The sequence below is a fragment of the Nocardioides sp. DN36 genome, assembly GCF_055380375.1.
Window position 1 is genome coordinate 1,083,979 of record NZ_AP043823.1, and the last position, 18,047, is coordinate 1,102,025.

Genomic DNA, 18,047 nt, shown 5'->3' on the forward strand with positions numbered 1-18,047 from the left:
GTGCTCGACGCGTGACTCACCGTCCCCGCACCACGGGGGGTCGGGGACGGTGAGAGGGACGCTTCAGCCGGCGCCTTCCAGCTGCCGCTCTTCCGTCTGCGGCATGGTGAGCAGCGAGACGAGCTCGGTCAGGACGCACAGCCGCAGGAAGACGGGGCTGAATGCGACGACCTCCAGCGACCCGGCGCACGAGCGCACGAGGTCCCGGGCCCGGACCAGCACACCGAGGGCGGAGGCGTCCACGAAGGTGACGCCTGTCGCGTCGAGCTGGGCCCGCCGGCACCCGGACCACAGCGCCTGGCTGACGGCGCGGCTGACCTGCCCCGCGGTGAAGATGTCGAGCTCACCGTCGAGTGTCAGGCGTACGACGGGAGGGGTGTGGCTGGAGCGGATCGAGAACTGCATGGGGCCTTGATTCCTGGCGCCGGCATCGCCGGCGTCTGGTCTGTCCATCTCAGCCGGAAACGGAGGCGCCTTGGTTGGCGGGACACGAAGTGCTCCCGGCTGTCTTCGACGGTACGCCCCCTTCGCCCGTTCCGCTGGGGGTGGGGGTAAAGGTTTCGTGAGAGACCGGACTGGACCACCTCGTGGAACCTCGCCGACGCCCTTGAGCGCCGCCTGCCGGAGGCTAGTATTCGAGTGGAACCGCTGGTGACCCGAGACACCAGCGGTTCCCTCATGTCCGGACCTTCTCAGCGTCGTCGGCTCAGCACGATCGCCAGCGTGACCAGCACGACCAGGACGAGCAGCAGCACCCACGGCGAGGCGTGCCGCAGGCCGAAGAGGAAGTGTCCGCCTCCGGGCGGCCGCCGCACGGCGACGGCCAGGGCTGCGCTGGAGCTCATGGGTGCGAACCTACGTGGCTGTCGGTGGGGCCGCGAACGGGCGATCCCGAGGGGGAACCGGGTCGTCCGGGCGTCCTTGAGGAAATCTTGCGGCTTTCCCGATGTTCACCTTCAGGTTGGCCGGGCTACTGTTCCTATCGAACCGCCGGTGACCCGAGACGCCGGCGGTTCCTCATATTTCCGGCCCGGCATGACTTATCGGTGCCCGCGCTCGTTGTTCGCTTCGGCTGCCTGTCCCGGCAGCACGTCCCCGCGCCGAAAGTGAGCTCCTCGTGACGAGTCCGCGCAAGATCCTCACGCTGCACCCGCCGCTGGGTGACCGCGTCACGGACGCCCTCCTGACCGCCGTCGAGGCGGCCCTGTTGGAGGTCGGCGCCACCCGCATCTGGGTCGAGACCGACTGCTACCCCGACATCACCGTCATGGCGATGGTGCCCGAGTCGCAGGTCGAGCGCGTGCGGGAGCTGGTCGGCTGACGCCGTGGCGGCTTGACCGCCCCGCCGGGGCACGTCAGGGTCACCGCATGCTGCCCGCGCCCTTCGACCTCGGCGGCCGGGTCGCCCTGGTCACCGGGTCCGGGTCCGCGGACGGCATCGGGTTCGCCACCGCGCGGCTGCTCGGTGCGCTGGGCGCCGCCGTCGCCGTCGCCGCCACCACCGAGCGGGTGCACGAGCGCGCAGCCGAGCTGGAGGGCGCAGGAGTCCGTGCCGTGGGGGTCGTCGCCGACCTGACGGACGAGGAACGGGTGCGCAGCGCCGTCGCCGAGGTCGTCGGGGCCCTGGGCCCGCCGACGGTGCTGGTCAACAACGCCGGCATGACCAGCCTGAGTGCTCCCGCCGTCGACGTCACGTCCTCGGGAGGCCGGGAGTCAGGAACGGCCGGCTCGATGACCTACGGGCAGTGGCGGCGCTCGCTGAACCGCAACCTCGACACCGCGTTCCTCGTCACCCGCGAGCTGCTCCCCGGCATGCGCGAGCAGGGATGGGGGCGGGTCGTGATGGTCGCCTCGGTGACGGGTCCGCTGATGGCGATGCGCGGCGAGGCGGCGTACGCCGCGGCCAAGGCCGGGATGGTCGGCCTGGCCCGCTCGGTCGCCGTGGACCACGCCGCGGAGGGGATCACCGCGAACGCCGTGGCGCCCGGCTGGATCCGGACTGGCAGCCAGACCGCCGACGAGGTCCGCCAGGCCCGACGTACGTCGGTCGGGCGCAGCGCCACCCCCGACGAGGTCGCGGCCGCCATCGCGTTCCTGTGCTCGCCGGGGGCTTCCTACACGACCGGCCAGTGCCTCGTGGTCGACGGTGGCAACTCGGTGGCCGAGGAACGCGTCTGACCCGTCCACGGCGAGGCGCCCGGGACCAACGGTTCCGTCGGTGCGGGTCGATCAGCCGTGGCAGGGTCGGCCTCGGCGGGCGGAGGGTCGTGGGTGAAGCGGTCCACAAGGGGCCGCCCGCCGGGGAGGTTGCCCATGTCCGTCCGATCCTGGGTTATCGCGGTGGCCGTCACGACCGCGGCCATGGTGGCGCAGTCCCTGGTCACGGACCCGACCGGTGCCGTCACGACAACCGCTGCCGCCCAGGGCCGGAACGCCGCAGCGGCGGCCACGACCTGGGGGCCGGTCAGGCGCCTGGACACGAGCACCCGGGGCGAGTCGCTGGCCGTCGACGCGCGCGGCGTCACGACGGTCGTGTGGGCGACCGCCGACCCGCCGCGGGAGATCAAGGCGCTGCGACGCACGCCTGCGGGCGACTGGGGCGCCGAGAGGATCATCGGCCACGGGTACGCCCCGCAGGTCGCGGCCGACGCCGAGGGGAACGTCACGGTCGTGTGGCTCACCCAGCACCGGGGCACGACCGACGGCGTGGTCGCCGTGCGTCGCCCGGTCGGCGGACCGTGGTCCGAACCGGTGCCGCTGACCCGGGACCGGAGCGTCCCCGGTTACGTCCCCGGCGGCGAGGACGTGAACGGGGCCTCCGACGTCCGGCTGGCGGTGGACCCGGCCGGCGCCGTCGTGGTCGCCTGGGCCTGGGCGAGCGATCGTCTCGGCGAGCCCTCCCGCGTGCAGTCCGCCTACCAGGCGGCGGGTGCGTCGTGGACGCAGGCGGAGGACGTCACGCCCGCCAACGGCGCAGGCTCCCCGCAGGTGGGGATCGACGCGCAGGGTGGCGTCGTGCTGCTCTACGCCCGGCAGCGGGTGGGGCACCCCCAGGTGCTGCGGGCGCGGCAGCGACCTGTGGGAGGCGGATGGACGGAGCCGACGGTGGTGGCCGACGAAGGGTACGACCCCTCGCTGGCCGTCGACCTCGCCGGGAACGCCGTGGTGGTCTTCACGCGCGACTTCAACCGGGTCCGGGCCGCGCGCCTGCCCGTCGGCGGGCAGTGGGGTCCGGCGCGGGCGCTGTCGCCCGCCGGCATCACGATCAACGACTACGCGCTGGCGATGAACGGCCGCGGCAAGGCGCTGGTCGCCATGGCGCGCGGCAACGGACGGGTGGACCTGGTCCGACGACCGCCGCACGGTCGGTGGTCGACGCCGGTGCGGGTGGTAGGTCGGGGCAACACGGTCGGCGACGTCCTGGTGGCTCTCGACGAAGCCGGGGACACGTTCGTGGGGTACGGCCTGTACGCGCTGTGGGGCAAGTACCGCCCGCGCGACGGTGTCTGGGGTCGGCAGGCCACGATCTCGCCCGACTCCGGCGTGGAGGTGCTCGAGGAGAGCTTCGCCGCGACGGCGCCCGACGGTGACGTGGTCGTGCTCTGGGAGCAGGAGGAGCGGCCGCTCAAGGTGCGGGTGATGACCGCGTCGTAGCCCGGCGGGTAACCAGCGGTGTCGTTGCGTCCATCTTGCGTGTCCCTTGAGCCTCCGGTCCTACGGTCGTCGCAGATCTCGAGGATGAAGGTGGGGATGATGGGGATGGTTTTCCACGAGACTTCGACCTGCAACGCAGCGGAGAACCTGCGGCTCGGCGAGTACCTGCTCGCGCGGATCCAGGAGGAGGAGGCGGTCCTGCGGGCCCACCTCACCAGGACCGACGCACTGCACCCGGTGCTGCGGCGGGTCCTCGAGGGGGCGATGACCGCGTGCCAGAGCCGGCGACTGCTCGTCCTCGAGCACCTCGACGGTCACCGGGAGGGCGACAGCTGCGAGCTCCTGCTGCTCCTGGCCGCCGGCTACGACCATGACGTCGCCTGGGCGGAGCAGGTCCCGGCCTGAGCGGATCGGCGGCGGAGAGCAGCTAGAGCTGCAGCAACGAGAAAGGCCCCCGACCGCTACCTTCGCGGGCCAGGGGCTCGGTCGTCCGGACGAGCTGGGCGACCGCGTGCCCCGGGGAGATGGTCACCCGCCCTTCAGGATCTGCTGCTGCCTCTCGCCCGCGGTTGCCCTCGAGGTGGTCCGCCTTCTTGATCGTCGACGGCTTGGCCCGGACGTCTGGACTGCCGGTCACGACGACGAGACCTCACGACCGGTCGATGTGTGACCGCTGCAGTTCAGCCCGCAGCTTGGCGTGCGCCCGGAACAGTCGGCTGCCGACGGTGCCGCGCGGCACGTCCATCTCCGCGGCGATGCTGGCGTAGTCCATCCCGTAGATGTCGTAAAGGAGGACCGCTCGGGCCTGCGAGTCGGGCAGGACTCGCAGCGCCGCTCGGAGCTCGGCGGTGGCGGCCACGCGGTCAGCGATGTCCGCGGGGCCTGGCTCAGAGGTCGGGCGCCGTTCCATCTCCTCTCCTGATTGCGGCCGAACCCTCCGCCGCTTCGCGACGTCGTTGAGGAAGCAGTTCTTGGTGATCCGCCAGAGCCAACCTTCGATGGTGCCCAAGTGCGGATCGAACCCGGGCAGGCTGCGGAAGACGTTGATGAACACGTCTTGGGTTATGTCGTCGGCGTCCGACCAGTCGCCGGTCAGGCGGAGCGCGTGCCGGTGGACGCGATGCCGATGCTGCCGGAAGACCTCCTCGAACGACGGGACGCCGGCCACCTCCTCCTCTCCCGTGTCTGTGCCGGCCGCCGCGTGCTCGGGTGCGCTGCGGGCGGTCCGGTCACCGGGCACGCCAAGCAGATCCCGTGTCGGCTGCACCTGCGACGCGGCCGCAGCCGGAGGCGTGACGGCTTCCGGTGCACGTTCGGGGGCGACTGCCGGTGACGTCTCGGCTGGCGATGCCGGTGCGGTTCTCACGATGGCCTCCCGGGCTGCTGCTTTGCGGATGATTCCTGGAGTGCCGGTCGAGCGCGGCATGGACACCCCGCGAGGGCTGTCCGCCGGGGAACCCATCACGCTTGCCGACGCACCCTTCCCTGGGGCGCGACCGCGCCGGAGCATCGGCCGTTCGACACGAGGAGCTGAACCAGACCAGCCCTTGCGACGCGATCGCGGAGGCGGAACGTTGGTGTCGCCGGCGAGCACCCGTCGGAGCCGCGAGTGAGGTGTCTTCCACCAGTTCCACGACGAATCCGGCCGGCTGCACCTCAGCCGGCGCGACGGCGAACCTGGTCGCACGAGCACTCCTGCACGAAGCGAGTCGAGACCGGATGTCACAGCTGTCGGGGGCCTCGACGGGTGCCGCTGGACTCGAACGCGGCAGGTTCGACGCGCGGGCGTCGTCGAGGCAGGATTGGGAGGCGTCGGAGACACGGACAGCGGCATGACACCGGGGCTCCGCCCTGAGGGACCCCCGGAGCCCCGGTGCTGCCAGAGGGGCTCAGGAGGTGTGCCGGCTGTGGCGTGCCGCCGCCTCGATGACCCGGGCGATCGGGCCGGGGAAGCTGAGCATGGAGGCGTGCGGCGCCGGAATGGCGGTGATGTGGGCGTGAGCCCGATGGGCCATGAAGTACTGCGACGCCGGCGGGATCGCGGTGTCATTGGTGCCGATGACGTCCCAGCTCGGGATCGTCTTCCAGGCCGCAGCGGAGGCCGGCTCGGTCAAGGCGCTTTCTGCGATCGGTCGCTGCACCGCCGCCAGCGCGAGTGACTCACGCTTGGAGACCTTGTAGCCCGTGAACAACGACCGGTACTTCGACTGGGCGACGTACAGGTCGGTGCCGGTGCTTCCGTCGGGAAGCACAAAGGGCCGCTTCACGAGGGCGTCTCCGAACTTGCTGCCGGGGAACTTGTTGGTCAGTTCCGCGGCGTTCTCGCCGGGCAGCGGGATCTGGGCGTCGACGAACACCAGGCTCTTGACCTTCGGGTCGCCGGCGGCGGCGACAGAGATCAGCATGCCGCCGTAGGAGTGACCGACCAACACGACCGGGCCAGGGATCGAGTCCACCAGCGCCTTGAGGTTCGCGGAGTCGCTGGCCACCCCCCGCAGCGGGTTCGCGAATGCGGTGACGGGGTAGCCGCGCTTCTGGAGCTTCTCGATGACGCCGAGCCAAGAGGAGGACTCCGCGTCGGCGCCGTGGACGAGGACGACAGTAGGCCGAGTCGCCCCGTGGGTCTTCGCCGCGACGGAGTGTGCGCGGGAGTCTGTGGCGGTGTGGGACGAGGCCGGCGTGAACGGGGGCAGCAGGAGCGCGAGGAGGAGCGCGCCGAGGTAGCAGGTGGTGCGTGAAGTCAGTCTCATGGTGATCCTTCGTCAAGAGGGGAGCCGATCGGCCAGCGCCTGCACTCGGTGGCGCAGCCGCGACGGTCGTGGGGCGGTGACGTTGCGAGGTCTCGTCTGTTGCGCCACGGCCTTCATCACTGGGGGATGCGGTGCCTGAGATGATCTGGGGAGGCGGCAGCCGATACATCTGTCATCCGACTGTCTCGCCTCAGTTGGTCGTCATCGGGGTCACGGTGGTCAGGCCCAGCTGAGCGATCGCCACAGCAACGCCGCCGCGAAGGTCCGGTGCGGGGCCCACCGCGTCCCGAGCGCGTCCACCTCCCGGATGCTGGGCAGGTGGGGCCAGCCGTAGTTCTGCTGCACCGCATGCCTGATCGCCAGGTCCCCGGCCGGAAGCACGTCGGACCGGCGGAGCTGGTGGATGAGGAACATCTGCGCCGTCCACCGGCCGACGCCGGGCACGACGCGCAGGGCCGCGATCACGTCCTCGTCGCTATCGAAGTCCAGGGCATCGAGATCGAGCGCTCCCGACAGCTGGCGGTCGGCGAGGTCAAGCACCGTCGCAGCCTTGGCTTCCGAGAGCCCGAGATGCCTGAGGTCACGTCGAGTGAGCCGCGCAAGATCGTGCGGTGTGGGGTCCCCGCCGGCAGCCGCCGTCACCCGGTCGAGGACGGCCCTCGCTGTCGCGGCGGTGACCTGCTGACTGACCACGTGCAGCACGAGGGCCGCGAAATAGCTCGCCCCGGCCGGTGCCCCGCCCACCCATGTGTACGGGTTGGGGTAGCCGTGCTGCTCCGCGATCCGGCGCAGCACCGCGTCGCCAGCCGTGACCTGCTCGTAGCCGGGCCTGTAGGCGACGTCGGCGCCAGACGCATCGACAGGGCCACGCTGGGAATCGAGGGAGTCGTTCATGACCGGAGAGCGGCTGCGCGGGTCAGTGCGTGGGTTGCAGCGCGAGCCGTGCTGCGACCTCGGGGACGCGCCGGACCCGGACCTCCGCGCCCGCTTCAGCCGCCCCCTGAGCGAACGCGTCGGCCAGCCGGTGCACCGAGCCGGCGGCGGAGGAGTAGATGACGCCCGGACGAACATCCAGCACGAGCATCCCTTGTGCCCGCGTTCTCAGCGGCTGGCTCGGACCGCGTCGAGGATGACGTCGGCGACCGCCTTGGGCTGCGACATCATGATCACGTGCGAGCCGTCCACCTCGGTGATGGTGGCGCCTGCGCGCTGGGCCATGGACCGGACGACGTCGCTGCCGGCCGCGGTGTCCTTGGTCGAGACCACCGCCCAGCTTCGGACCTTCTTCCAGGCCGGAGGACCGGACGGCTCGGTGAACGCGGCCTCCGCGACGGGCCGCTGGGTGACCGCCATGACGTCCGTGACATCGCGGGGCAGGTCGCCGGCGAACGCGTCGTGGAACGCAGCGGGGTCGATGGCGAACTCCGTTGCGCTGCCGCCGCCGCTGGTCGGGTACGTCAGCGCGACGAGCGCGGAGTTCAGCACGCTGTCCTTGGAGTCACCGACCCGTTCGCCGAGTACCTCGCCCTCGTCGGGGGCGAAGCCGGCGACGAAGACGAGACCGACGACGTTGTCGACGTTGGTGGCGGCGTTGCTGATGATGGCGCCGCCGTAGGAGTGACCGACGGCGACGACGGGCGCGTCGATCTGCTCGAGCGCGTTCGCGACGTAGCGGGCGTCTTCGGCGATGCCGCGCAGCGGGTTCGCGACGGAGTGCACGGTGACCCCGGCGGCCTGCAGCTTCGTGACGACATCGTTCCAGCCGGAGTTGTCGGCGAAGGCGCCGTGGACGAGGGCGACATGGGTGCCGGTGTCGTTGCTCTTGTTGGTCATGATGATCGCTGCTCCTGGGATTGGTTGATGCGTGGAAGTTCGGTGGTGCTCCGCCGCCCGGGCATGGGCGGAGCGGGGATGACGGAAGGGCTGGGGGCTCAGTCGGTGCGCAGGGCCGTGCGCAGGACCGCGATGGCTTGGGTCAGTGCGCCCTGGGCCGCGTGCGTGGACCGGAGTGGATTCAGACCGACGAAGTCGTGGATCGCTGCCTGGTAGCGGACGGCGACCACGGGGACGCCGGCGCGGCGAAGCTTGTGGGCGTACGCCTCACCCTCGTCGCGCAGCACATCTGCCTCGCCCACGATGATCAGCGCGGGCGGGAGGCCGGCGAGCTGCTCGAGGCTGGCTTGCAGCGGCGACGCGGTCGGTGCCGCGCGGTCCTTCGGGTCGTCGATGTACTGCTCCCAGAACCACAGCATCGTGTCGCGGCGCAGGAAGTAGCCCTCGGCGAACTGGTGGGAGGACGGAGTGTCGAAGGTGCCGTCGGTGACGGGGTAGAACAACACCTGCTGCACGAAGTGCACCCCACCCCGCTCCTTGGCCAGCAGCGTGGTCGCCGCCGCCATGTTCCCGCCGACCGAGTCGCCGACGATGGCGAACCGGGAGGTGTCGAAGTTCTGCTCCGCGCCGGACTTGGTGACCCACTGGGCGACGGCGAAGATCTCCTCGATCGCGGTGGGGTACTTCGCCTCCGGCGAGAGGCTGTAGTCGGGGAAGACGACCGCAGCGTGCGCGCCGACCGCGAGCTCGCGCATCAGCCGGTCGTGGGTCTGCTTGCCGCCGAAGACCCACCCGAGGCCGTGGATGTGCAAGATGACCGGCAGCGGTCCGTGGGCGCCGGGGGGCCGGACGACCCGGACGCTGACGTCGCCACCGGGACCGGGGACCATGAGGTCGCTGGTGTCGGCGTAGGGGGCGTCGATCGGTTCGGTCTGCATGGCGATGATCGCTTCGCGGACCTGGTCGATGGGCAACTGGTGGGTGAAGGGCGGGTTGGCGTTCGCGTCGGCGAAGGCCTGGGCCGCATCCTCGAGCTCGACTTTGTCGGTGGACATCGGCTCTGCTCTCTGGTCGCTGGGTCGGGGTGACCGCCCCGCCCGCGACACTTGGTTGACTGGACCTGAGCTGGCGAGCGGGACGTGACCACAGGGTGTTCTTCCGGGCCCGCGTGGCCATCGGTCGATTGACTGCGGCTGCCTGGCGCAGCTCCCGCAGACGATGTGCGGGCCGCGCTGCTCGAGTCAGGCGCCGTCGACCCGAGTCCGGTCGGTCAACGCGGCCGGGAGCCGTTGAGGTGATGCGGCTCGCGGTGGCTGTTGCGGGCCCAACTGCGAGTCAGGTCGATGAGCGGCAGCAGATGCATCTGGACGGCGCCTCGTTCGACCCACGCGCAGACCATCTCCATGTGCCAGGGCGGGTCGAAAGAGCGGTACTCCAAGATGTCGCCGAGCTCGTCGGCCACAGAGCGGACCAGGGGGGCGATGGCGCCCAGTTCGACGGCCTTGTGCGCCATCGACTCCAACGCACGGACGACAACCGGGACCGGAATGACGGCCGCGGCGTCGAGGGGCCGGTCGCCGAAGACGTTCTCGACCGCGTAGTCGTAGGCCACGGGAGAGAACCGGCGCTCGAACAGGATCAGAGGGGCCGCGAGCGCGGCGTCCTGCCCGCGTACGATCCTCGCTCCTTCGTCGGGCGCGAGGTGGGCCGGCAGTCCCGCCAGGACCTCGTCGCTGCCGATCGGATGCCACACGATCCCCGGGGTCGGTTGCCGCTCCAGCAGGTAGGACCAGGTGATGGCGGCATCGATCGACCCGTCGAGGAGGCGCCGCATCGCCTCGGCCTGCTTGGTGATCGTGGTGACGACCTGCAGGCTGGGATGTTGGTCTTGGACCATCCGGAGGCACGACCCCGCGGCCGTCTCGACGCCGCTGACCAGGGCGACACGGAGCTCGGCCTCCCCGCCGCCGGCGAAACGCGTCGCCGTCACCGCCGAACGGCTGTCTTCGAGCATCCGCAAGCCCCACTCCAACAGCTCGGTGCCGGCGGCGGTGAGGCTGACATGCCGGGTGTCTCGCTCCAACAGCTCCACGCGCAGTTCCCGCTCGAGGATCTTGATCTGCTGAGAGAGGCCTGAGGTCGACAGGCGCAACCGTTCCGCGGCACGGGAGTAGTTGAGGGTTTGAGCGACGGCGACGAAGTACAGCACCCGCCGCAGGTCGAGCACCGAGTTCGGCTCGATGCCGTCGAGGGCAGCGTCGTCGTCGACCCGAGGGGCACCTCGCTCCGGTGCGGCGTCCAGTCGGCCTGGCGCGAAGCTCGGGTCGGACTCCATGGCAACCGGCCACCCTCCCTTCGGTCGCCTATCCAGCATGGAGGCGCCCGGGTGAGCCCGTCAACATCCCCTCTGACCAGCCCGGACGGGGTGCTGCTCGGTCAAGAGGGACTCGGAGCAGCGCTGGGCGCTTCGACTGTGCAGCGTCACTTCACAATGCGAAGCGATCCGCCATGGACGGGCTCTCAGGACGGGACGACGATGGCCTATCGGGCGATGATTCACGTCAGAGGGGGGCCGAAAGGGCGACTCGAGCAGAGATCGAACGGCAGCGACGCCGATCTCGGGGCACGCAACCATCGGTCGACCCCACTCGCCCCGCTAGTTGGGACGAGCGGTGGGCGTTCCGTGGTCATGTGCTGGCGTCTCACGTAGATGAGGTGGGCGATGCTGGAGGACGAACGGCCGCGGGGGGAGGCGCTCGCGCTGTTCGGCCGGGAAGCAGAGACCGCGCTGGTGGACCAGACGCTCGCTGACCTGCCCGTCCGAGGAGGCGCGCTCGGCCTGTACGGCCCGTGTGGTCTCGGACGCTCCGCGATGCTCCACTACGCGGCCGCACGAGCCAGCGAATCAGGGTTCGCTGTGCTTCGGGCAGCCGGTTCGTCGAACGAATCTGAGGTGGCATACGCCGCACTCAATCAAGTGCTACAACCGGTCTACCCCCACGTCGCGCGGCTGCCGCAGCGAGTCACAGACGCGCTGTACGGGGTTGTCGATCCGCCAGGTGGACCGTGCGCGCCCGAGGAGGTCGCGGTTTCGCTCGCCCGTGTGACCCAGAGGCTGAGCTCCCAGCGGCCCCTGCTCGTCTTGGTCGACGACGCGGAACTGACCGACGCGATGAGCACCGCGGTGTTGCTGAACCTGTTCTCGCGGCAGTGGCAGCCGGGTTGCTCGCTGATCGTGGCCGGGCAGGACCAAGCCCGTGCTGGCGGGTGGGAGACGATACCGGCGCACACTCTGCAGGCTTTGGCTCCCTCGTTGAGTCGAATCCTGGTGACGCGGTCCTACCCGGATCTCCCTCCGAGCTCGGTGGGTGCGGTGGTCTCGAGTTCGGGTGGGTACCCGCTCGTCTTGCGCGAGTTGGCGCTGGAGGCCAGCATCGACCCCTCCAGGTTCGCCCAAGCGGTCGCCGACGGTCAGCTGCCGGTCCCGGCACGGCTGAAGGAACGGTATGCCGCAGCATGCGCGGAGCTCTCCCCGCAGGGGAGGCATAGCCTGCTGATGGCTGCGCTGGCACCGCCCGGGCCAACTGGTCGCCTCCGCGCCGCCGGCGAGCTCATGGCAGCCGATCTCGAGGTCACGCGCCATGCAGGCGTGGTGACGGTCGCCGCCGATGGCGCGTTCACCTTCTGTCACGAAGTAGCTCGCCGCGTGATCATCGAGATGTCCGAGAGCGCAGAGCGCCGCACGGTCCACAGGTTGCTGGCGGAGAACGCGGAAGTCGACGAGCGAGCCCGCACATCCCACCGGGCCGCCGCAACATTGGCCCCTGACCCGGTGGTCGCGCATTCGGTCATGACGACCGCGGACGAGACGCTGGGTCAGGGAGATCCCAACCAGGCGATGCGCGGGTTCTTGCGCGCGGCCACGCTCGCGCCTACTGCGGACCAGCGAGGAGCACCGCTCGTTCGGGCCGCACACCTCGAGGCGTTTGTCATGGGACGTCTCGAGGAGGCCGATGCGCTGCTGCGCGGAGCAACGGGCCACGTCGAGGGCCGACCGGGGCTACGCGCCACCACGACCGACGTCATCTTGAGGGTCCTCCGGGTCGGCGATGTGGATACCTCCTACCGGCTGCTCACCGACGCCCTGACTCATGCCAGCGTGTCCGAGCTCGAGGACGAAGGTGCGGTGACCGACGCCTTCCAGGGGCTGCTGATGGTGTGTGGATGGGCGAGCCGGCCGGACTACGGCGAAGGGTGCCTGGACCTGATGCGCCGGTTTGGCGTCACCAACCCGGCGCTCACGTTGATGGCTTCGCTGTTTGCTGATCCGCTGACGAATGCTCGCGTCGTCGGCACAGAGATCCAGCGGAAGCTCGCGGCGCTGCCGGCAGAGCCTAATCCGTCCCAGGCGATGCACTTCGCCTCACTGGGGCTCGCCATCCCGCTGTCGGCGAAGATGCGGTCCGCGCTGGCCCGCTTTGTCCTCGAAGCCCGCGAAGGTGGACCGATGATGCCGGCAGCGGTGGCGGTGCGCGTGCTGTCGGTACACGCATTCCTCACCGGTGAGTGGGACGAGGCGACCCGGTTGGCGGATGACGCCGTGGAGATGAGCGAGACCGACGATCACGTGGTCCACGCCGTGGCCTCGCGGTTTGCGACCGCACTTGTCGCGGCCGGCCGCGGAGACGTGGAGCGATGCAACGCGACGTGTGCGCAGATGGCGACCTGGTCCGGTCCGCGCAACGTCGGCTACGTGCAACGGGCTGTCGCCCATGCTCGAACCCTCGCCGCTCTCGCTCGCTGTGACTATCGAGCGGCGAGTCACCACGTCCGGCCGTTCTTCGAGGCGCCCCTCGCGCCGGGAGACCTTCTCCACCTGCTGGACCCGGTCGAGGCAGCCGTGTTGAACGGTGACTACGAGCTGGCCGAACACGTCGTGGCCAGGTACCGGCGCGCGAAGGTCGAGGCGGCGTCGCCACATGCCGAGCTGCTGGTCGCAGGAGCACGAGCACTGCGCGCTGAGCCGTTCGACGAGGGGCTGTACGAGGAGGCGCTGGCGCTGCCCGCGGCTGCCGAGTTCTGGTTCGACCGGGCCCGCATCGAGCTGCGCTACGGGCAGCGACTGCGTCGGGTCCGTGAGACGTTGCCTGCTCGTCGGCACCTGGAGGTGGCGCTCGACCTGTTCGACGGCATGGGATCCACCCCGTGGGCCGAGCAGGCCCGAGCGGAGCTGCTGGCCACCAACCCGAGCAAGTTCAAGCCTGCGGGGTCCGCTCGGCCGGCGCTCACCGCACAGGAGGCGAGGGTCGCCGAACTGGCCGCCGAGGGGCTCTCCAACGCACAGATCGGCGAGCGCCTTCAGATCTCGGCGCGAACCGTGGGGGCGCACCTGCACCACGTGTTCGAGAAGCTGGGCGTCAAGAACCGCGCGATGCTGGCGGCTGCCCTGACGCGTCCCGGCATGTCGGACGCCACGCCAGGGCCGATGGGAAGCGGACAGCGAGAATGGCACGATGGCTGGCCGGGAGCCTGGTCCGGAGGCCGGCATCAGGATCGCGGCCGGCCTGAGTACGGCACCGAGGGCCAGGCATGAGCGACATGGGGCCGAGCGCGGCGCCCGCGGGCGGCGCGCTCATCGGGCGGACGCCGGAGGAGGCGCTGCTGCGTTCGTTCGTGTCCTCAGTCGGATCGGTGGGGGATTCCCTGGTCTTGGTGGGCGATGCCGGGGTGGGAAAGACCGCTTTGCTCCACGAGGCGGCCCGGCTTGCCGAACAGGCCGGGTTTGCGGTGCTGGGCACGACCGGGGTCGAGTTCGCCACCGGCGACCGGTTCGCCATGCTTGCGGGTCTGCTGCGGCCGCTGCTCTCCGGCCACACCCAGGTGGGGTCCCCGGCCCGGGACGCCCTTGGGGTGGCGCTGGGTCTGCGCTCCGGGCCGGTGACGCGCCGCGAACAGGTGCACGCGGCGGTCCTTGACCTGCTTCGGACCCAAGGGGCTCGGCGCCCGCTCCTGGTTGTTGTCGATGACGTGCACTGGCTCGACGCCGGAAGCGCGGAGGCTCTGGCCTACGCCGCGCGGCGGGCCGCTGGCAACCGGATCGGTGTCCTCGCCACTCGGCGGATCGGCTACGGAGGGCTGTTCGCGTTGGCGGGGCTACCTGAGCACGTGGTGCGCCCGCTGCGCCGGGCCGACGCTCACCAGCTGCTGGCGGCCCGCTACCCACAGATGCCGATGGATGTGCGGGACCGAGTGGTGCACGAGGCCGACGGGCTACCGCTGGCCCTGCTCGAGCTGCCACTGTCCTTGGGCAGCAGGCAGCGCGGTGGGCAGGCCCCGCTGCCGGCCGTCCTGCCGGTGGGACGGCGCCTGATGCACCTGTTCGGTGACCGGGTCACGGCGCTGTCGGCGCCGGCTCGGCGCCAGCTGCTGACCGCAGCGTTGCAGGGGTCGGGCGGTGACCTGCGGCACCTTCACCTGGCTTGCTCCGATGACGACCCGGAGCTGGCGGGACTGGGTGAGGCGGAGCGGGCGGGGCTGGTGCGGGTCGATGAGACATCGAACGCGGTGAGGTTCACCCATCCGCTGATACGAGCCACCGTGGTCGGACTGGCCAGCGAGGACGAGCGCCGCTCGGCTCACCGGGCGCTCGCTGCCGCATCCGGGGACGACCCGGACGCCGCGATGAGGCATCGGGTGCAGGCGGCCTCGGCGCCGGATGAGCCGCTGGCCGACGCCCTGGAGCAGTATGCGATCACGACGCTCAGCATGGGTGATGCCGCTGGAGCGATGGAGGCCCTGCAGACGGCCGCGGATCTCACCCCGAGCCGCGAGGGGCGTGCCAGGAGGCAAGTTCAGGCGGCGTTCATCGGCGCCGACGTCAATGGTGACCTGAACCGGGCGATCGAGCTGCTCAAAGACGCCGACAGCCTGCAACCGGAGATCACGGCGTCGCTGCCGGCCGCGGTCGCCGCCTCCTACGTCCTGCTCAACGGTGAGTGCGAGGTCGGCACCGCGCACCGGTTGCTGGCCGAAGCGCTGCGAGCCCACGCCGCCCAAGGGGCACAGGACAGCCGTGTACTGACCGACGCCATGCACAGCTTGCTGATGATGAGCTGGTTCGGTGGCCGCCGAGCGCTGTGGACACCGTTTCTGGAGGGCATGGACCGGTTCGGGGCCCACGTCGCCGAGGGCGTGGATGTGGTTCACCGCATGTTCGGCGACCCCGTCCACCAGGCTCTGGAGACGATTCCGCAGCTGGAGCAGATGTTGGAGACGGTCGCGCAGGAGCGTGATCCGGTCACCATCACCCGCGTGGCCCTTGCCGGGGTCTACACCGACCGGCTCGCCGGATGCCGCGAACCGCTGTGGCGCGTCATCCGGGACGGAAGGCAGGGCGGCGCGGTTGCGCTGGCGATCAACGCACTCGTCTCCAGCTGCGTCGACGACTGGCTGACCGGGCAGTGGGATGAGGCCGTGGAGCTCGCCGACGAGGGCCTGCGGATGTGTGAGGAGTACGGCTACCGCCGCTACTCGGTGATCCTCGGCGGCTACATCCGGCAACTGGTCCACGTGTGCCGTGGCGACACCACCGACGGCGCCGAGATCGCCGCCGAGATGTCACGGTGGGCGGCAAGCCGTGGCGCGGGCATGGCCATGACGTTCGCTCACCATCTCGAGACGCTGCGGGCGATCGTGCGGGAGGACTACGAGGAGGCGTACCGGCATCTGCGCGAGATCAGCGTCCCGGGGTCGTTGCCGCCGTACGCACCGCACGTGCTCTGGGTCCTCTTCGACACGGTGGAGACCTGTGTGCGCGTGGGACGGCCCGAGGAAGGTCGGCGCCACGTGGAGGCGATGGCCGCCGCGCAGGTGGGACGGATCTCGCCGCGGTTGGCGATGGTCAGCGCCGGCTGCGCAGCGCTGGTCGGTGCGGGGGATGACGCAGCAGTGGCGTACCAGGCTGCCCTGGGGGTGCCGGAAGGAGCACGTTGGCCGTTCGAGCGCGCACGGATCCAGCTCAGCTACGCCCAATGGCTGCATCGCCACCACGACCCCGGCGCGGCCCGCATCCACGCACGCGAAGCCCTCACAGCGTTCGAGTCCTTGGCCGCTCAGCCGTGGGTCCGCCGGTCGCAGCACCTGCTGCGCGCCAGCGGTGAGCGGGCCGTGGAGGTGCCGACCTCCAGCGACGGCGCCCTGAGCGAACGGGAGCTGAACGTGGCCCGGTTGGCCGCGGCGGGCATGACGAACCGGGAGATCGGCGAGCGTCTCTTCCTCTCGCACCGCACCATCGGCGCGATCCTCTACCGGGTCTTCCCCAAGCTCGGCGTCACCTCGCGGGCGCAGCTCACCGAGGCGCTGAAGAACGTCTCCGCCGCTGCCGAACCACCGACCGCCGACACCGTCGCCCCGGCCGACACCCGAGAGAGCAGTCATTCGGCGGATGCCTGAGTGCCCGGCCGGGCGCACGCTGCGAGGGCAGACCGAGGAGCACTGACTCGAGGAGGCGAGCACCAAGCCGTCGGGGCGACCACCAGACCGACGGGCGAGCCCCCCGATCCATGGTCAGGCACGGCGAGGAGAGCTCTCGACGGCAGCCGGCGACATGACAGGAGCGGGGATGAGGGCGGCCGGCCCGGCGAGAGCTGACTCGTCGACTGAGGTGCCGGCACCAGCGGCGCCGAGCCCGGACCGGCGGCTCCTGCCCGCCTGCCGAACGACGCTCGCGCGACGGAAGGACACCTGATGACCATGCCCAACGAGCTGGCCCCCGCCCCCGCAACCACCGAGCGGTCCCCGCTTCTCCTCCGGGCGAACCTGCTCGGGATCCCGTTCGGTCTCGCTGGTCTGGCGCAGTGCTGGGCGGCCTCCCGCACCGTGCTCGACAGTCCGCAGGGAATCATCGACGTCTGCTGGCTGTTGTCGGCGGCCGCCTGGGTGGTGGTGCTCGGGGCGCTCGTGCGGAACATGGCTGGGCAGCATCGCCTAGCCGCAGAGTTGCGCGACCCCGTCTTCGGCCCCTTCACCGCACTCGGTGTGATCCTTCCGGTGATGCTCGGTGTCGCACTCGCCGCCCACGTCCCCACGCTCGGCAAGACCGTCTACTTCGTCGGGCTCGCCCTCACCGTCACGGCGGGGTGCTGGATGAGCGCCTGGTGGATCATCGAGACCCTGAATGTGACCCACTGGCACCCCGGCTACTTCCTGCCGACGGTCGCCGGTGGGCTGATCGCAGCCAACGGTGCGGCGACACTCGGCTTCACCACACTCGCGCAGTTGATGTTCGGCTACGGGATGATCTGTTGGCTGGTGCTTGGCTCGATTGTGCTTGGCCGCCTGTTCCTCGGGCCGCCGCTACCGACGGCACTTCTCCCGACCCTGGCGATCGAAGTAGCTCCGCCGGCAGTCGCCGGTGCCGCCTGGCTGGCCATCAACGGGGAACAGCGCGACCTGCTGCTGACCGTCATCACGGGCTACGGCGTGCTGATGGTGGGCGTCCAGATCGGGCTCGTCTCCCAGTTCCGCCGCGTGCCGTTCGGTCCGGGGTGGTGGGCGCTGACCTTCTCCTACGCGGCGGTTGCGGCGTTCGGGATCCGCTGGCTGCCGCTGACCGACTTGCCCGATGCCGCGCAGACCGTCCTGGCTGTCATGGTCCTGGTGGTGGTTACCGTGGCCATCGTGGCGCTCGCAGTCCGCTCCTTGGCCGGGGTCTGGAACGGCACCTTCCTGCCGCGCGAACCGGTCAGAGACCAGAGCTGATTCACCCCACCCGGACGCGCTCGTGAGGCGGCGCCGCAGGTACCCGGGACG

At 70.6% G+C, this 18,047-nt stretch carries 17 protein-coding genes; 7 read left to right on the top strand and 10 right to left on the bottom strand.

Features of this window, described 5'->3' with window-relative positions; genetic code table 11:
* Positions 1–63: 63 nt before the first annotated feature.
* The gene (locus ACZ43H_RS06135) at positions 64–405 is read right to left on the bottom strand and encodes an STAS domain-containing protein (RefSeq protein WP_464588594.1); all 342 of its coding nucleotides are present in this window, start codon (positions 403–405) and stop codon (positions 64–66) included.
* 287 nt (positions 406–692) lie between these two features.
* Positions 693–845 carry a hypothetical protein gene (locus tag ACZ43H_RS06140; RefSeq protein WP_464588596.1) on the bottom strand — a complete coding sequence of 51 codons (153 nt, stop codon included), beginning with the start codon at positions 843–845 and terminating at the stop codon, positions 693–695.
* A 272-nt stretch (positions 846–1,117) separates the two neighbouring features.
* On the opposite strand from ACZ43H_RS06140, the gene ACZ43H_RS06145 reads away from it, so the two are divergent.
* The 4 genes from ACZ43H_RS06145 to ACZ43H_RS06160 all read left to right on the top strand — a co-directional run bounded on the left by ACZ43H_RS06145 (position 1,118) and on the right by ACZ43H_RS06160 (position 4,059).
* A complete protein-coding gene (locus ACZ43H_RS06145; protein WP_464588598.1) occupies positions 1,118–1,321 on the top strand; it encodes a hypothetical protein in 204 nt (67 codons plus the stop codon).
* A gap of 47 nt (positions 1,322–1,368) precedes the next feature.
* Positions 1,369–2,178: an SDR family NAD(P)-dependent oxidoreductase gene (locus tag ACZ43H_RS06150; protein WP_464588599.1), complete on the top strand. Its 810-nt coding sequence runs from the start codon at positions 1,369–1,371 to the stop codon at positions 2,176–2,178.
* A gap of 135 nt (positions 2,179–2,313) precedes the next feature.
* Positions 2,314–3,654 carry a hypothetical protein gene (locus tag ACZ43H_RS06155; protein ID WP_464588601.1) on the top strand — a complete coding sequence of 447 codons (1,341 nt, stop codon included), beginning with the start codon at positions 2,314–2,316 and terminating at the stop codon, positions 3,652–3,654.
* Positions 3,655–3,759: 105 nt separating this feature from the next.
* Positions 3,760–4,059, top strand: a complete 300-nt coding sequence (locus ACZ43H_RS06160; protein ID WP_464588603.1) for a hypothetical protein — start codon at positions 3,760–3,762, stop codon at positions 4,057–4,059.
* 22 nt (positions 4,060–4,081) lie between these two features.
* Here ACZ43H_RS06160 and ACZ43H_RS06165 read toward each other — a convergent pair whose 3' ends face one another.
* The 8 genes from ACZ43H_RS06165 to ACZ43H_RS06200 form a co-directional block, all read right to left on the bottom strand.
* On the bottom strand, positions 4,082–4,291 hold the full coding sequence (locus ACZ43H_RS06165) for a hypothetical protein (protein ID WP_464588604.1): 210 nt from the start codon (positions 4,289–4,291) through the stop codon (positions 4,082–4,084).
* A gap of 12 nt (positions 4,292–4,303) precedes the next feature.
* Positions 4,304–5,080 (bottom strand): RNA polymerase sigma factor, encoded by a 777-nt coding sequence (locus tag ACZ43H_RS06170; RefSeq protein WP_464588606.1) that lies wholly within the window; start codon positions 5,078–5,080, stop codon positions 4,304–4,306.
* A 463-nt stretch (positions 5,081–5,543) separates the two neighbouring features.
* On the bottom strand, positions 5,544–6,404 hold the full coding sequence (locus ACZ43H_RS06175; RefSeq protein WP_464588608.1) for an alpha/beta fold hydrolase: 861 nt from the start codon (positions 6,402–6,404) through the stop codon (positions 5,544–5,546).
* 219 nt (positions 6,405–6,623) lie between these two features.
* On the bottom strand, positions 6,624–7,298 hold the full coding sequence (locus ACZ43H_RS06180; RefSeq protein WP_464588609.1) for a DNA-3-methyladenine glycosylase family protein: 675 nt from the start codon (positions 7,296–7,298) through the stop codon (positions 6,624–6,626).
* Positions 7,299–7,320: 22 nt separating this feature from the next.
* Positions 7,321–7,482, bottom strand: a complete 162-nt coding sequence (locus ACZ43H_RS06185) for a hypothetical protein (protein ID WP_464588610.1) — start codon at positions 7,480–7,482, stop codon at positions 7,321–7,323.
* A gap of 23 nt (positions 7,483–7,505) precedes the next feature.
* Complete coding sequence (locus ACZ43H_RS06190) at positions 7,506–8,237, bottom strand: alpha/beta fold hydrolase (RefSeq protein WP_464588612.1); 732 nt, start codon at positions 8,235–8,237, stop codon at positions 7,506–7,508.
* Between the two features lie 98 nt (positions 8,238–8,335).
* Positions 8,336–9,292 carry an alpha/beta hydrolase gene (locus ACZ43H_RS06195; protein ID WP_464588613.1) on the bottom strand — a complete coding sequence of 319 codons (957 nt, stop codon included), beginning with the start codon at positions 9,290–9,292 and terminating at the stop codon, positions 8,336–8,338.
* A 215-nt stretch (positions 9,293–9,507) separates the two neighbouring features.
* Positions 9,508–10,572, bottom strand: a complete 1,065-nt coding sequence (locus ACZ43H_RS06200; protein WP_464588615.1) for a LysR family transcriptional regulator — start codon at positions 10,570–10,572, stop codon at positions 9,508–9,510.
* Between the two features lie 387 nt (positions 10,573–10,959).
* Between ACZ43H_RS06200 and ACZ43H_RS06205 the strand changes: the two genes are divergently transcribed.
* The 3 genes from ACZ43H_RS06205 (at position 10,960) to ACZ43H_RS06215 (ending at position 17,996) form a co-directional block, all read left to right on the top strand.
* The gene (locus ACZ43H_RS06205) at positions 10,960–13,830 is read left to right on the top strand and encodes a helix-turn-helix transcriptional regulator (RefSeq protein WP_464588617.1); all 2,871 of its coding nucleotides are present in this window, start codon (positions 10,960–10,962) and stop codon (positions 13,828–13,830) included.
* Positions 13,827–16,688 carry an AAA family ATPase gene (locus tag ACZ43H_RS06210; RefSeq protein ID WP_464588619.1) on the top strand — a complete coding sequence of 954 codons (2,862 nt, stop codon included), beginning with the start codon at positions 13,827–13,829 and terminating at the stop codon, positions 16,686–16,688. The genes ACZ43H_RS06205 and ACZ43H_RS06210 overlap by 4 nt, the downstream gene beginning before the upstream one ends.
* 294 nt (positions 16,689–16,982) lie before the next feature.
* Positions 16,983–17,996, top strand: a complete 1,014-nt coding sequence (locus ACZ43H_RS06215; protein WP_464588621.1) for an SLAC1 family transporter — start codon at positions 16,983–16,985, stop codon at positions 17,994–17,996.
* Positions 17,997–18,047: the final 51 nt, after the last annotated feature.

What these genes read in the sequence shown, in the direction of transcription:
- ACZ43H_RS06135 (WP_464588594.1), bottom strand. Translation starts at nt 405, where the DNA reads ATGCAGTTCTCGATCCGCTCCAGCCACACCCCTCCCGTCGTACGCCTG.
- ACZ43H_RS06140 (WP_464588596.1), bottom strand. Translation starts at nt 845, where the DNA reads ATGAGCTCCAGCGCAGCCCTGGCCGTCGCCGTGCGGCGGCCGCCCGGA.
- ACZ43H_RS06150 (WP_464588599.1), top strand. Translation starts at nt 1,369, where the DNA reads ATGCTGCCCGCGCCCTTCGACCTCGGCGGCCGGGTCGCCCTGGTCACC.
- ACZ43H_RS06155 (WP_464588601.1), top strand. Translation starts at nt 2,314, where the DNA reads ATGTCCGTCCGATCCTGGGTTATCGCGGTGGCCGTCACGACCGCGGCC.
- ACZ43H_RS06160 (WP_464588603.1), top strand. Translation starts at nt 3,760, where the DNA reads ATGGTTTTCCACGAGACTTCGACCTGCAACGCAGCGGAGAACCTGCGG.
- ACZ43H_RS06170 (WP_464588606.1), bottom strand. Translation starts at nt 5,080, where the DNA reads ATGCCGCGCTCGACCGGCACTCCAGGAATCATCCGCAAAGCAGCAGCC.
- ACZ43H_RS06175 (WP_464588608.1), bottom strand. Translation starts at nt 6,404, where the DNA reads ATGAGACTGACTTCACGCACCACCTGCTACCTCGGCGCGCTCCTCCTC.
- ACZ43H_RS06180 (WP_464588609.1), bottom strand. Translation starts at nt 7,298, where the DNA reads ATGAACGACTCCCTCGATTCCCAGCGTGGCCCTGTCGATGCGTCTGGC.
- ACZ43H_RS06190 (WP_464588612.1), bottom strand. Translation starts at nt 8,237, where the DNA reads ATGACCAACAAGAGCAACGACACCGGCACCCATGTCGCCCTCGTCCAC.
- ACZ43H_RS06195 (WP_464588613.1), bottom strand. Translation starts at nt 9,292, where the DNA reads ATGTCCACCGACAAAGTCGAGCTCGAGGATGCGGCCCAGGCCTTCGCC.
- ACZ43H_RS06200 (WP_464588615.1), bottom strand. Translation starts at nt 10,572, where the DNA reads ATGGAGTCCGACCCGAGCTTCGCGCCAGGCCGACTGGACGCCGCACCG.
- ACZ43H_RS06205 (WP_464588617.1), top strand. Translation starts at nt 10,960, where the DNA reads ATGCTGGAGGACGAACGGCCGCGGGGGGAGGCGCTCGCGCTGTTCGGC.
- ACZ43H_RS06210 (WP_464588619.1), top strand. Translation starts at nt 13,827, where the DNA reads ATGAGCGACATGGGGCCGAGCGCGGCGCCCGCGGGCGGCGCGCTCATC.
- ACZ43H_RS06215 (WP_464588621.1), top strand. Translation starts at nt 16,983, where the DNA reads ATGACCATGCCCAACGAGCTGGCCCCCGCCCCCGCAACCACCGAGCGG.